Origin of the sequence: Janibacter sp. DB-40, from assembly GCF_029510815.1 — a bacterium.
In the GTDB taxonomy this organism is placed as follows: domain Bacteria; phylum Actinomycetota; class Actinomycetes; order Actinomycetales; family Dermatophilaceae; genus Janibacter.
In genome coordinates this window covers 1239703-1251736 of sequence record NZ_CP120360.1, presented here as the reverse complement: position 1 = coordinate 1251736, position 12034 = coordinate 1239703, and the positions used below count along the sequence as shown (strand labels likewise).

Sequence of the window (12034 nt, the reverse complement as noted above, 5' to 3'; positions counted from 1 at the left end):
CCCCCGGCAGCGGTGGGTCTACCGTCGGAGAAGACACCGTCGCCAGCCACAGGAGGCCCTGAGGATGTTCGTCCCCATGTCCGTGAACCACTTCCTCGACCGCGCCGCGAAGGTCTACGGCGAGCGCACCGCCGTCGTGGACGAGCCGGACCAGCCTGCGCCGCCGCTCGAGGGCGTGACCTACGCACGGATGCGCCAGCTGGCCCGGGCCCAGGCCGCGCACCTGGACTCCCTCGGCATCGAGGTCGGCGACCGGATCGCCGTCGTCTCGCACAACTCCGCCCGCCTGCTGACCAGCTTCTTCGGTGTCGCCGGCTCCGGACGGGTCCTGGTGCCGATCAACTTCCGCCTCGCGCCCGAGGAGGTGAAGTTCATCGTCGAGCACTCCGGCGCCCGCGTCCTCTACATCGACCCCGAACTGACCTCCCTCATCGACGAGGTGCAGGCCGAGCACACCTTCGTCCTCGGTGACGACGAGCACCTCTTCGGCACCGAGGAGGAGATCGCGGCCGCGGACCCGCGCCCGTGGGAGCCCGACGAGAACGCCGTCGCCACGATCAACTACACCTCCGGCACGACGGCCCGCCCCAAGGGCGTGCAGATCACCCACCGCAACATCTGGGTCAACGCGGTCACCTTCGGCCTGCACGCCGGCATCGGTGACCGTGACGTCTACCTGCACACGCTGCCGATGTTCCACGCCAACGGCTGGGGCATGCCCTTCGCCATGACCGGCGTCGGCGCCCAGCACGTCGTCATCCGCAAGATCGACGGTGCGGAGATCCTGCGGCGGGTCCAGGAGCACGGCGTCACGGTCATGTGCGCCGCACCGGCCGTGGTCAACGCCGTCCTGGCGGCGGCCGCGGACTGGGAGGGCGAGATCCCCGGCCGGGACCGCGTGCGCATCATCGTCGCGGGCGCCCCGCCGCCCACGCAGACGATCGCCCGCGTCGAGACCGAGCTCGGCTGGGAGTTCCAGCAGATCTACGGCCTCACCGAGACCTCTCCCCTGCTGACGATCAACACCCGCCGCGCCGAGTGGGACGACCTGTCGCCCGAGGAGCGCGCCGGCAAGCTCGTGCGGGCCGGGATGCCCGCGCTCGGCGTCGAGATGTCGGTGTCGGAGTCCGGGGAGGTCCTGGCCAGGAGCAACGTCATCATGGAGGGCTACTGGAACCTCCCCGAGGAGACCGAGCGGACCTTCGAGGGTGGCTGGTTCCACACCGGTGACGGCGGCTACATCGAGGACGACGGGTACGTCACGATCAGCGACCGCAAGAAGGACGTCATCATCACCGGCGGCGAGAACGTCGCCTCCGTGGAGGTCGAGGACGTCCTCTTCTCCCACCCGGACGTCACCGAGGTCGCCGTCATCGGCGTCCCCGACGAGAAGTGGGGCGAGACGATCAAGGCCCTCGTCGTCGTCACCGAGGGGTCCACCGCCACCGAGGCCGACCTCATCGCCTGGTGCAAGGCGCGCGTCGCCGGCTACAAGTCGCCGACCTCCGTCGAGTTCCGCGAGGAGCTCGCCCGCACCGCCACGGGCAAGCTGCAGAAGTTCAAGCTGCGTGCCCCGTACTGGGAGGGTCGCGACCGCCAGGTCAACTGACCCGGCCCCGGAGCGAAGGGGGAGCCTCACCGGCGGTGCGGGGCTCCCCCTTCGTCGCATCCCTGCTACATTGTTTATCGATACATCGAAGAACAATGTAGTCATCAAGGAGGACCCCATGGCCCGCACACCCACCACCAGGCTCCGGCGCGACGCAGGCGCCTCGATCTTCGCCTTCGGCCTCGCCGGGATCGCGCTGCTCGTGCACGTCGTCCGCAGCGTCACCGACCGGTGGTCGGCGGATGTCGTGGCACTGCCGGTCATCGACCCGGACGAGCTGCCCCGGACCCTCCTCGTCGAGACCGCCGACCTGCCCGAATGGGCGCTCGTCACCCTGCGCGTGGCCGACGTCCTCCAGTGGGCCACCTCCGCAGCAGTCATCGTCCTGCTGTCGTTGTGCGTCCTGGCGATGTTGCGCGGGGACGTCTTCGTCCGCTCGACGGCCCGGTGGGCCACGGCCGCGAGCTGGATCGTGGTCGTGATGCTCCTGGTCCCTGGGCTCCTGCGCCGACCGGCGACGAACCTCGCCCTCCAGTCACGGGCGGGTGACTGGGACGCCCAGGCGATCACCACCCAGTGGTGGTACCTCTACGTCGGGGCGATGACGTTGTCCTTCGTCGCCCTCGTCCTGCACCGCGGCAGCCAGCTGCGGGCGGACCAGGACGGGCTCATCTGATGCCGCCGGAGGACCACCGGGTCGTCTGCCACCTCGACGACCTGCTCGAGGCCCGCGGCATGACCGTGACCGAGCTGAGCCGCCGCATCGGGATCACCCACGCCAACCTCTCGGCGCTGAAGAACAACCGCGGCCGGGCCGTGCGCTTCTCGACCCTGACGGCCCTGTGCGACGTGCTCGACTGCACGCCCGGCGACCTGTTCTCCCTGCGCCGGTGAGGCCTCAGGACAGGTCGGCGAGCCGGTCGAGCGCCTGCTGCAGGTCGTCGGGGTAGGTGCTCTCGAAGTACACGTACTCGTTGGTACCGGGGTGGGTGAACCCCAACCCCATCGCGTGCAGCCACTGCCGCTCGAGCCCGAGCTTGCGGGCCAGGGTGGGGTCGGCCCCGTAGGTCGGGTCGCCGACGCACGGGTGGCGAAGGGCGGCCATGTGCACCCTGATCTGGTGGGTGCGTCCGGTCTCGAGCGTCACGTCGAGCAGGGACGCGTGCCGGAAGGCCTCGATCAGCTCGTAGTGGGTGACCGCGTGCTTGCCGGAGTCCATGACCGCGAACTTGTACTCGCCGCTCGGGTGACGACCGATCGGCGCGTCGATCGTGCCGACGTGCGGGTCGGGCAGACCCTGGACGAGGGCGTGGTAGGTCTTGTCGACCGTGCGCTGCTTGAAGGCCCGCTTGAGCACGGAGTAGGCGTACTCGCTCTTGCACACGACCATCAGCCCGCTCGTGCCGACGTCGAGCCGGGAGACGATCCCCTGCCGCTCACTGGCGCCGCTGGTGGTGATCCGGTAGCCGGCGGCCTTGAGCCCGCCCAGCACCGTCGGACCGGTCCAGCCGACGCTCGGGTGTGCGGCCACGCCCACGGGCTTGTCCACGACGACGATGTCGTCGTCGTCGTGGATGATCCGCATCCCGGGGACCGGCTCGGCGACGACCTCCAGCTCGGGGTTGGTCGGTGCGGCCGGCAGGGCGATCTCGATCCGGGCCCCGGCGGTCACCCGCGTGGACTTCGCGACACCGGCGCCGTCGATCTCGACCATCCCCTCGGCGGCGAGCTCGGCGGCCCGGGTGCGGGAGAGCCCGAAGAGCCGCGCCACGGCAGCATCGACGCGCTCCCCCTCGAGCCCCTCGGGGACGAGGACGTTGCGGACGTCACTCATCGGTGTCCTCCTTGGTGTGCCGGTGGCCGACGGCGTGCTGCGGGCGCGAGCCGTCGATGCCGATGTTGGTGAAGACGAGCCAGAGCAGCAGCCCGGCCCCACCGACGATGGCGATGTCGGCGATGTTGCCGACGAAGAGACCGCCGTAGTCGATGAAGTCGATGACGTGCCCCTGCAGCGGGCCGGGCTCGCGGAAGAAGCGGTCGTAGAGGTTGCCCAACGATCCTCCGAGCAGCAGGCCCAGCGCCAGGCTCCAACGCGCCGAGCCGATGCGCGGGACGACGGCGAGGATCGCCACGGTGACCCCGACGGCGACGAGGGACATCACCCAGGTCATCGACCCACCGATCGAGAAGGCCGCTCCGGAGTTGCGGATGAGGCGCAGGCCGATCAGGTCACCGATCAGCCGGGCCCCCGGCTCCCCGTCGAGGGTGCGCAGCGCCCACACCTTGCTCGCCTGGTCGATGCCGAGGACGACGATGGCGGTGATGAAATACCACGCCAGGATCCGCGCTCGGGATCTCGCCGGGGTGGCCTCACCGTCAACCGGTGGCTGTGTGGCGCTCAGCGGCGCTCCTGTGTGCTCTTGCATGTCATGCACAGGGTCGCACGCGGATAGGCCTGGAGTCGAAGCTTGCCGATCGGGTTGCCGCAGGACTCGCAGATGCCGTAGCTCCCGTCCTCGAGCCGCTCGAGCGCGTGGAGGTTCTGCTCCAGGCCCGCCCGGGCCCCGGCGACGAGGCTCAGCTCGTGCTCGCGCTCGAAGGACTTCGCCCCGGCGTCGGCCTGATCGTCACCGGCGCCGTCGATCGGCTCCCTGAGGAAGGCGTTCAGCTCGGTCTCCGAGGCCTCGAGGTCGGCACGCTGCCGGGCGATCTCTTCCTCGAGCTCGGCGCGGACCTCCTTCAGCTCCGCGGGCGTCCACGGCGACTCGTCCTCACGGACGACGAGCTGGTCGGCCGGGGTCGCCGTCGCGGCCTTGCCCGTCGAGCTCCTCGTCGTGCCCTTCTTCGCGGGCGTCTTCGTGCTCGCCTTCTTCGCCGGCTTCTTCCCCCCGGACGACGTGGATCTCGTGCCGGACTTCTTCGCCGGCGTAGTCCCGTTCTCCGTGCTGTTGGCCGCGCCCTTGGCAGGGGTGGCCTTCTTCGCGCCCGTGCTGCGGGCCGTCGACTTCTTCGCCGCCATGATCGTCCTCGGTATCAGGAGGTCCGCGCGTCGAGCACGGACCTGGTGTGCCCGCAGGGTACGTCCTTTTGGTCGGTGGGAGCGGGTTCTCGGGGCGGCGTTTCCTCACCACCGCCGGCCGGGGTGGCGACGAGGAGAGGCGGCGGCGCCCGGATGGACACCGCCGCCTCTCCTCGGACGCGACCGGGCACGTGCCGGCCGGGTGGTGATCAGTGCTTGGCGCTCTCCTGCGGGGCGAGCGCGGGGGCCGACTCCAGGTCCTTGAGCTGACCGGAGATGAAGTCCTTGAGCTTGCGACGGTAGTCGCGCTCGTAGGTGGTCAGCTCGGCGATACGCGTCTCCAGGCCGGTCTTCTGCGCGTTGAGGTCGTCAAGGATCTTCTTGCGCTTGGCCTCGGCCTCGCTGACGAGCGACGCGGACTTGGTCTGCGCGTCCGAGATGAGCTTGTCGCGCTGGCTCGTGCCCTCGCCGACGAGCTGGTCACGCTTGGTCTGACCGGCCTTGACGAGCTCGTCGTGCTTGCTCTGACCGGAGGTGGAGAGCTCGTCGTGCTTGCTCTGACCCTTGGTGACGAGCTCCTGGTGCTGGCGCTCGGCCTCGGCGACGAGCTTGTCGCGCTGGGTCTGGCCCTCGGCGACGTGCTCGTCGTGCAGGCGCTGGGCCAGGGCGATGAGGCCGGAGGCCCCGGCGCCGCCACCGGCGGCCGCAGCCATCTCGCCGGCGCTGCCGTCGTCGGCGGAGCCGGCGGGCTGGGCGGCGGCCTTGTCCGCACGGCTCTTGGCCTCGGCCTCGGCGCGCTCGGCCGCGGCGTTGGCGGCCGCGATGCGCTCCTGGGCCTTCTTCTCGGCCTCGTCGGCACGGGCGTTGACGATGGTGACGCGCTCGTCGGCGTCGGCCTCGGCGGAGGTGACCTTCGCGGAGTCGCCACGCCGCTTCTCGGCGCGGGCCGAGCCGCTCGACTCGAGCTCGGCCACCTTGCGCTCCAGCTCGCTCGTGCGCTTCTCGGCCTCGGTGCGGGCGGCCGTCTCCTTCTCGAGGCGGCTACGCAGGTCGCGGTTCTCCCGGGTCAGGGCCTCGTCGGGCTTGCCCGACCCGGCGGTCGCGGTCGCGGCGGGCGCGGAGCCACCGTCACCGGCACGCGAGCGCAGGTCCTCCGAGTCCTTGACCATGCGACGCATCTCGGCGACGACCTCGTCCAGGAAGTCGTCGACCTCGCGCTCGTCGTACCCACGACGGAACTGGGTCTGGGTGAAGGTCTTGTTGAGGACGTCCTCGGGCGTGAGCGCCATACTTCCTCCGTATGCGATCGGGCAGTTGCGGGGCTCGTACGGCGCGGGGCACGCACGGGCATCACCGCTCAGCCTAGACGATCGCGCGCAGGATCGAGACCAGGATGATGAGGATGAGGAAGGCCAGGTCGATCGCCACACCTCCGAGCCGCAGCGGCGGGACCACCCTGCGGATCGCCTTCAGCGGCGGGTCGGTGACCGTGTAGATCGCCTCGGCGACGACGAGGATGACGCCGGTGGGCCGCCACTGGCGGGCGAAGACCTGGATCCACTCGAAGATCAGCCGTCCGATGAGGATGTACAGGTAGATGCCGAGCAGGAGGTCGAGCACTTCTCGGACGATCAGCATGGGCGCAAGCCTATGTGCCGCACCGACGGCGCGGACGGGCAGGTCAGGACTGGTTGAACAGACCCCGCGCCTGCGGTGTCTCGCCGCCCTCGGCGTCGACCTCGATGTGCTCCGGGGAGAGCAGGAAGACCTTGTTGGTCACGCGCTCGATCGAGCCGTGCAGACCGAAGACGAGTCCGGCGGCGAAGTCCACGAGGCGCTTGGCGTCGGAGTCGTCCATGTCCGAGAGGTTCATGATCACCGGGGTGTTGCTGCGGAAGCTCTCCCCGATGGCCCGCGCGTCGTTGTACGTGCTCGGGTGGATCGTGGTGATGCGGTTCATCTGGGTGACCTCCACCTCGCGGACGGCCGGAGCGGCCTGGACCCGTCGGATCGGGGTGACCTCGGCGGACGGCTCCCCCGCTGCCATGTCGTGAGCGGGCTCGTCGTAGTCCTCGACGTACTCGTCGTACTCCTCGTACCGCTTGTCGTCCTCGGCGAGGCCGAGGTAGACCATCGCATTCCGCAGTGCCGTCATGTCCTCATCCTTAAACCAGCTTCGGGTCCTCGTCGTCGGTACCGAAGTTACCGCTGGGGCGGACGAGTTCCGAGGATTGCCGTTCCGACACGCAGGTGTGTCGCTCCGTGTCGCACTGCCGCCTCGAGGTCCCCGCTCATGCCCGCCGAGATCCAGTCGGCCGACGGGTGGTCCACCCGCAGGCGCTCCGACAGCGCCGCCAGGCGGCCAAACGCCTCGTCCGGGTCCCCGCCGAGCGGCGCCACGGCCATGAGTCCACCGAGGCGAAGGGAGTCGGTCCCGGCGACCTGGTCGGCCAGGGCGGGCACGTCCGCCGGCTGCGCTCCTCCGCGGTGCTCGGCGGGTTCCGGGTCGAGGTCGACCTGGATGAGCGCGGTCAGCTCGCGGCCGGCCTTGGCGGCCCCCCGGGCGAGGGCGTCGACGATCTTGGGGCGGTCGACGGCCTGGACGACGTCGGCCCAGCGCGTCACGGCGCCTGCCTTCTTCGACTGCAGCTGACCGATGTAGTGGGTGCGCACCCCGGGTGGCGGACCGCCGTCCGCGAGCTTCGCCGCCGCCTCCTGCTCGCGGTTCTCCCCGATGTCGGTGACCCCGAGGGAGGCGAGGAGGTCGAGGTCGCTGCGCGGGAAGAATTTCGTCACCACGACGAGGTGCACGTCCTCGCGCGGACGTCCCGCCTGTGCGCAGGCGCGCGCGATCCGCTCCTCGACGGCCGAGAGGCCCTGCGCCAGCTCGTCCCGGCGCTCGCTCATGCGGGCCTGCCGATGATCCCGGCGAAGCGTCCGGTCGTGCCGTCCCGGCGGTGGGAGTAGAGGGACTCGTCCTCCCGGGCGCAACCGGGCACCCACTCGACGGGGATGCCCATGGCGCCCAGCTGCTCGACGACGCCGGCGGCGACGTCGATCGCCGGGGTGCCCGTCCAGGTGAGCGCGGCGGAGACCGGCGCGACGGCGGCAGCCTCCTCGCGCAGGGCGGCGGGGACCTCGTAGCAGCGTCCGCACACGGAGGGCCCCACGGTCGCCCGCAGGTCGTGGGCCCCGAGGTCGCGCATCGCGGCGACGACGGCGGGGACGACCCCCTTCGTCATGCCCTGGCGTCCGGCGTGCGCGACGCCGACGACGCCGGCCTGCTCGTCGTGGAGCAGCACCGGTGTGCAGTCGGCGACGAGGACACCCAGCGCGATCCCGGGCAGGGCGGTGACGAGGGCGTCGGCGGTGCCGACGGCACCCGTGGCCGTGCGCGGGCCCCGGAGCACCTCGTCGGTGACGTGGATGACGTCGGTGCCGTGCACCTGGTCGGCCCAGACTGTCGGCATCCCGATCTCCGCCTCGAGGCGGCGCCGGTTGCTCGCCACGTGCTCGACCGCGTCACCGACGTGGGCACCGAGGTTGAGCCCGGCGAAGGGGGCGGCGCTCGCCCCGTCGTGCCGGTCGGTGAAGGCCTGCAGCGGCCCCGGGTCGCTCGATCGCCAGAGGAACACCTCAGCCGCGCTCCCCGGCCGCCCGGCGGTGGCTCACTTGAGGAAGTCCGGCACGTCCAGGTCGTCGCCGTCGTCGAAGGTCACCTGGCGCGGCGGCGCGGCCGGGGCGTTCTGCTGCCGGGCCGGGGCCTGCTGCGGCTGCCCCTGCTGACCGCCCTCGGGCTGGCCCTGCTGCGGCTGGCCCTGCGCGGGCGCCTGCTGGACCGGCTGCCCCTGGGCCGGCGCCTGCCGGGCCGGCTGCCCCTGCGCGGGAGCCTGCTGCGGCTGGCCACCCTGCTGCGGGGCCGGCTGGCCCTGCGGCGCGTACTGCGGCTGCCCCTGGGCCGGCGCCTGCTGGGCCGGTGCCTGCTGGGCCGGCTGGCCCTGCGCGGGAGCCTGCTGCGGCTGACCACCCTGCTGCGGCTGCGCCGCCGGCTGGTTGCGGCCACCGGACTGGACCTGCCCCAGGGCCCGGTCGTCCTGGCGCGGCGTCGGGGCGCCACCGTCGAAGCCGGCGGCGATGACGGTCACGCGGACCTCGTCGCCGAGGGCGTCGTCGATGACCGTGCCGAAGATGACATTGGCCTCGGGGTGGGCCGCCTCCTGGACGAGGCGGGCGGCCTCGTTGATCTCGAAGAGGCCGAGGTCGCTGCCACCCTGGATCGACAGGAGCACGCCGTGGGCGCCGTCGATGCTCGCCTCGAGCAGCGGCGAGGAGATCGCCAGCTCCGCGGCCTGCACGGCCCGGTCCTCACCCCGCGCGGAACCGATGCCCATGAGCGCGGACCCGGCGCCCTGCATGACCGACTTGACGTCGGCGAAGTCGAGGTTGATCAGACCGGGTGTGGTGATCAGGTCGGTGATGCCCTGGACACCGGAGAGGAGCACCTGGTCCGCCGAGCGGAACGCGTCGAGCATGCTCACGGCGCGGTCGCTGATCGAGAGCAGCCGGTCGTTGGGGATCACGATGAGCGTGTCGACCTCGTCGCGCAGCGAGCCGATGCCGGTCTCGGCCTGGTTGGCGCGACGACGCCCCTCGAAGGTGAAGGGGCGGGTGACGACACCGACGGTCAGCGCACCGAGGCTCTTGGCGATCTTGGCGACGACGGGGGCACCACCCGTGCCGGTGCCACCTCCCTCACCGGCGGTCACGAAGACCATGTCGGCCCCCTTGATGACCTCCTCGATCTCCTCGGCGTGGTCCTCGGCGGCCTTCTTGCCGACCTCGGGGTCCGCGCCGGCACCGAGTCCGCGCGTCAACTCCCGACCGACGTCGAGCTTGACGTCGGCATCGGACATCAGGAGCGCCTGGGCATCGGTGTTGATCGCGATGAACTCGACGCCCTTGAGCCCGACCTCGATCATCCGGTTGATGGCGTTGACGCCACCGCCGCCGATGCCGACGACCTTGATAACGGCCAGATAGTTCTGGGCTGATGCCACGGGGGACTCCTGTTGCTGCTGCTCGGTGGTGCCGTCACCCGGAAGGCTCAAGGTGAACTTCAGGGTTACAGTTTGATCACGCTCGGTGTGCGGGTGACGTTATGCGGCCCCGGCCCGGGGAGCAAACGCACCGCCCGCGTGTCGCCACCCTATCCCGTCGTCACGGGCGAGCCGGGGGCGGACACATCGATGATCTCCGGCTTCTTCTCCAGCAGGATCGGGATGAGCCTCACCTTGACCTTCGGACTTTCGGCGTCCCCCCAGACGATCGTCGTCCGGCCGAGCCGGAAGCTGACCTGGTCCGCCCCGTCGACGGTCACTCCGCGCACGCGATCACGCATGTCCGCCGGCAGCGCCTTGAGCATGCCCCGGGCCGCCCGCACGCCGTGCCCGGACACCTCGGCGCCGTCATCCGCCCGGACCGTGGGCACACCCTTCGGCGCCGAGGAGGTCGTGCGGATGACCACGCCCTCGATGTCCAGCAGCCGGAAGCCGTCGTCCTCGCGCACCGCCAACGCCGGAACCCTCGAGGTCACGTTGACATTGAGGGTGTGCGGCCAGCCGCGGTCGATGTCGACGGACTTCACCGCGGGGACCTCCTCTGCGATCCGGTCCGCCACCGCGCTGCCGTCCACCCGCGCGAGCGGGGTGCCCTGCTCCCGGGCCGCGACCCGCTCGATCGCCGCCTCGTCGGTCGCCTCCGCGCCGGTGACCTCCACCGTGCGCACGTCCAGCAGCGTGGAGAAGCCCAGCAGCCAGCCCAGCGCGCCGAGGCCTGCGACGACGAGGAGGGCGACCAGCCACCGACGCAGTCGCTGCCCCCGGGCCTGCGCCGCCCGCTCGACGAAGCGACGCTCCGTCGCCTCCCTCGTCCCGCTGCGCGCGGGGCGCCGTTTCACCGACCGCTGTGCCATGGAGCGCTCCTCACCGACCGAGGGCGTCGAGGATGCGTGGACCGAGCGCGGTGACGTCGCCGGCGCCCACCGTGAGCACGAGGTCGCCCCGCGTGGTGGTGGCGACGATGCGCTCCACGGCCTCGTCCTCGGTCACGACCGAGGCCGTCGTCCCGGAAGCCGCCAGCGGGTCGGCGACCAGCCGGGAGGTCACCCCCTCCACGGCCTCCTCACGGGCGCCGTAGATGTCCAGCAGCAGCACCTCGTCGGCCGGGGCGAGCCCCCGGGCGAAGAGCTCGGCGAAGTCGCGGGTGCGCGAGTACAGGTGCGGCTGGAAGACGACGACGAGGCGCCGCTCCCCCGCGATCTCCCGCGCCGTGCTCACGACGGCCTCGACCTTGCCGGGGTTGTGCGCGTAGTCGTCGACGACGGTGACGCCGCGGGCGACCCCCTTCGTCTCGAAGCGTCGTCGGGTGCCCCCGTAGGCGGCGAGGCCGGCGAGCACCGCCTCTGCGTCCACGCCCAGGCCCTCGACGGCGGCGGCGTAGGCGGCCGCGGCGTTGAGCAGGTTGTGCCGACCCGGGACGGCGATGGCCAGCTCCCGACCGGTCCCGCCCGCGGTGAGTGTGGCGCGCGCGTCCGTCCCGTCCAGGACCGGGTCGGACAGTCGCAGGTCGCTGCCCTCGCTGAAGCCGTAGGTGAGGACGCGCCGGCCCGCCCCGGCCGCACGGCCCGCCAACCGCGCCGAGCCCTCGTCGTCGGCGCACGCGACGAGCAGACCGTCCGGCTCGATCGTCCCGGCGAACTCGAGGTAGGCGGCCTCGACCGTGGCGAAGTCGCCGTAGAAGTCGAGGTGGTCCGGCTGGACGTTGGTCACGACGGCCACGTGCGGCTCGTAGGCGATGAAGGAGCCGTCCGACTCGTCGGCCTCGGCGATGAAGGCGGCCCCGTCGCCGAGGGCGGCGTTGACGCCCTGCGTCGACAGCTCGCCACCGAGGGCGAAGGAGGGGTTCTCGCCGGCCTCGAGGAGGGCGACGGTGAGCATCGAGGACGTCGTCGTCTTGCCGTTGGCGCCTGCCACGGCCACTCGCTCCTGCCGGTCCATCGCGGCGGCGAGGGCCTGGCTGCGGTGGATCACGCGCAGGCCGCGTTCCCGTGCCGCGAGGAGCTCGGGGTTGGACTCGCGGATCGCGGAGGAGACGACGACCGTGTCGGCACCCTCGAGGTGGGCCGGGTCGTGGCCCACGTGGATGCGTGCGCCGAGCCGGCGGAGCCGGTCGAGCAGCGGGGAGTCCTGCGCGTCGCTGCCGCGCACCTCCACCCCCGCGTCCAGGAGCAGCCGCACGATCGCCGACATCCCGGCCCCGCCCGCGGCGAGGACGTGCACGACACCGAGGTCGCCCAGTGCCAGTCTGGGGGCGAGGAGGTCGAAGCGCGGGTTCCGCGGCACGGGGGG

14 protein-coding genes are annotated in these 12034 nt (G+C 71.6%); 3 read left to right on the top strand and 11 right to left on the bottom strand.

The window, feature by feature from the left end:
• The first annotated feature begins 76 nt into the window (after positions 1 to 76).
• The 3 genes from PVE36_RS05940 to PVE36_RS05930 all read left to right on the top strand — a co-directional run bounded on the left by PVE36_RS05940 (position 77) and on the right by PVE36_RS05930 (position 2503).
• Complete coding sequence (locus PVE36_RS05940) at positions 77 to 1609, top strand: AMP-binding protein (protein WP_277455205.1); 1533 nt, start codon at positions 77 to 79, stop codon at positions 1607 to 1609.
• A 118-nt stretch (positions 1610 to 1727) separates the two neighbouring features.
• Entirely contained in the window at positions 1728 to 2285 is a 558-nt protein-coding gene (locus PVE36_RS05935) for a hypothetical protein (protein WP_277455203.1), read from the top strand.
• The gene (locus PVE36_RS05930; RefSeq protein ID WP_277455202.1) at positions 2285 to 2503 is read left to right on the top strand and encodes a helix-turn-helix transcriptional regulator; all 219 of its coding nucleotides are present in this window, start codon (positions 2285 to 2287) and stop codon (positions 2501 to 2503) included. The genes PVE36_RS05935 and PVE36_RS05930 overlap by 1 nt, the downstream gene beginning before the upstream one ends.
• Before the next feature lie 4 nt (positions 2504 to 2507).
• Here PVE36_RS05930 and PVE36_RS05925 read toward each other — a convergent pair whose 3' ends face one another.
• The 11 genes from PVE36_RS05925 to murC form a co-directional block, all read right to left on the bottom strand.
• On the bottom strand, positions 2508 to 3443 hold the full coding sequence (locus PVE36_RS05925) for an RluA family pseudouridine synthase (protein WP_277455201.1): 936 nt from the start codon (positions 3441 to 3443) through the stop codon (positions 2508 to 2510).
• Positions 3436 to 4035 (bottom strand): signal peptidase II, encoded by a 600-nt coding sequence (gene lspA / locus PVE36_RS05920; RefSeq protein ID WP_277455199.1) that lies wholly within the window; start codon positions 4033 to 4035, stop codon positions 3436 to 3438. The genes PVE36_RS05925 and lspA overlap by 8 nt, the downstream gene beginning before the upstream one ends.
• Positions 4008 to 4628, bottom strand: coding sequence for a TraR/DksA C4-type zinc finger protein (locus PVE36_RS05915; protein WP_277455198.1), 621 nt, complete (start codon positions 4626 to 4628; stop codon positions 4008 to 4010). Before PVE36_RS05915 ends, lspA begins: the two co-directional genes overlap by 28 nt.
• Before the next feature lie 209 nt (positions 4629 to 4837).
• On the bottom strand, positions 4838 to 5917 hold the full coding sequence (locus PVE36_RS05910) for a DivIVA domain-containing protein (protein ID WP_277455197.1): 1080 nt from the start codon (positions 5915 to 5917) through the stop codon (positions 4838 to 4840).
• Between the two features lie 73 nt (positions 5918 to 5990).
• Positions 5991 to 6266, bottom strand: coding sequence for a YggT family protein (locus tag PVE36_RS05905; RefSeq protein WP_277455195.1), 276 nt, complete (start codon positions 6264 to 6266; stop codon positions 5991 to 5993).
• A 43-nt stretch (positions 6267 to 6309) separates the two neighbouring features.
• The gene (sepF, locus tag PVE36_RS05900; RefSeq protein ID WP_277455194.1) at positions 6310 to 6783 is read right to left on the bottom strand and encodes a cell division protein SepF; all 474 of its coding nucleotides are present in this window, start codon (positions 6781 to 6783) and stop codon (positions 6310 to 6312) included.
• A gap of 47 nt (positions 6784 to 6830) precedes the next feature.
• A complete protein-coding gene (locus PVE36_RS05895; protein ID WP_277455193.1) occupies positions 6831 to 7535 on the bottom strand; it encodes a YggS family pyridoxal phosphate-dependent enzyme in 705 nt (234 codons plus the stop codon).
• Positions 7532 to 8263, bottom strand: coding sequence for a peptidoglycan editing factor PgeF (gene pgeF / locus PVE36_RS05890; RefSeq protein WP_277455192.1), 732 nt, complete (start codon positions 8261 to 8263; stop codon positions 7532 to 7534). Before pgeF ends, PVE36_RS05895 begins: the two co-directional genes overlap by 4 nt.
• Positions 8264 to 8296: 33 nt before the next feature.
• Entirely contained in the window at positions 8297 to 9685 is a 1389-nt protein-coding gene (gene ftsZ, locus PVE36_RS05885) for a cell division protein FtsZ (protein ID WP_277455191.1), read from the bottom strand.
• 149 nt (positions 9686 to 9834) lie between these two features.
• Positions 9835 to 10599, bottom strand: a complete 765-nt coding sequence (locus tag PVE36_RS05880; protein ID WP_277455190.1) for an FtsQ-type POTRA domain-containing protein — start codon at positions 10597 to 10599, stop codon at positions 9835 to 9837.
• Between the two features lie 10 nt (positions 10600 to 10609).
• Positions 10610 to 12028 (bottom strand): UDP-N-acetylmuramate--L-alanine ligase, encoded by a 1419-nt coding sequence (murC, locus tag PVE36_RS05875; RefSeq protein WP_277455189.1) that lies wholly within the window; start codon positions 12026 to 12028, stop codon positions 10610 to 10612.
• Positions 12029 to 12034 lie beyond the last annotated feature (6 nt).

Bases quoted from the DNA above. Each gene is read 5' to 3' on its own strand.
- PVE36_RS05940 (WP_277455205.1), top strand. From the start codon at position 77: ATGTCCGTGAACCACTTCCTCGACCGCGCCGCGAAGGTCTACGGCGAG.
- PVE36_RS05935 (WP_277455203.1), top strand. From the start codon at position 1,728: ATGGCCCGCACACCCACCACCAGGCTCCGGCGCGACGCAGGCGCCTCG.
- PVE36_RS05930 (WP_277455202.1), top strand. From the start codon at position 2,285: ATGCCGCCGGAGGACCACCGGGTCGTCTGCCACCTCGACGACCTGCTC.
- PVE36_RS05925 (WP_277455201.1), bottom strand. From the start codon at position 3,443: ATGAGTGACGTCCGCAACGTCCTCGTCCCCGAGGGGCTCGAGGGGGAG.
- lspA (WP_277455199.1), bottom strand. From the start codon at position 4,035: ATGCAAGAGCACACAGGAGCGCCGCTGAGCGCCACACAGCCACCGGTT.
- PVE36_RS05915 (WP_277455198.1), bottom strand. From the start codon at position 4,628: ATGGCGGCGAAGAAGTCGACGGCCCGCAGCACGGGCGCGAAGAAGGCC.
- PVE36_RS05910 (WP_277455197.1), bottom strand. From the start codon at position 5,917: ATGGCGCTCACGCCCGAGGACGTCCTCAACAAGACCTTCACCCAGACC.
- PVE36_RS05905 (WP_277455195.1), bottom strand. From the start codon at position 6,266: ATGCTGATCGTCCGAGAAGTGCTCGACCTCCTGCTCGGCATCTACCTG.
- sepF (WP_277455194.1), bottom strand. From the start codon at position 6,783: ATGACGGCACTGCGGAATGCGATGGTCTACCTCGGCCTCGCCGAGGAC.
- PVE36_RS05895 (WP_277455193.1), bottom strand. From the start codon at position 7,535: ATGAGCGAGCGCCGGGACGAGCTGGCGCAGGGCCTCTCGGCCGTCGAG.
- PVE36_RS05880 (WP_277455190.1), bottom strand. From the start codon at position 10,599: ATGGCACAGCGGTCGGTGAAACGGCGCCCCGCGCGCAGCGGGACGAGG.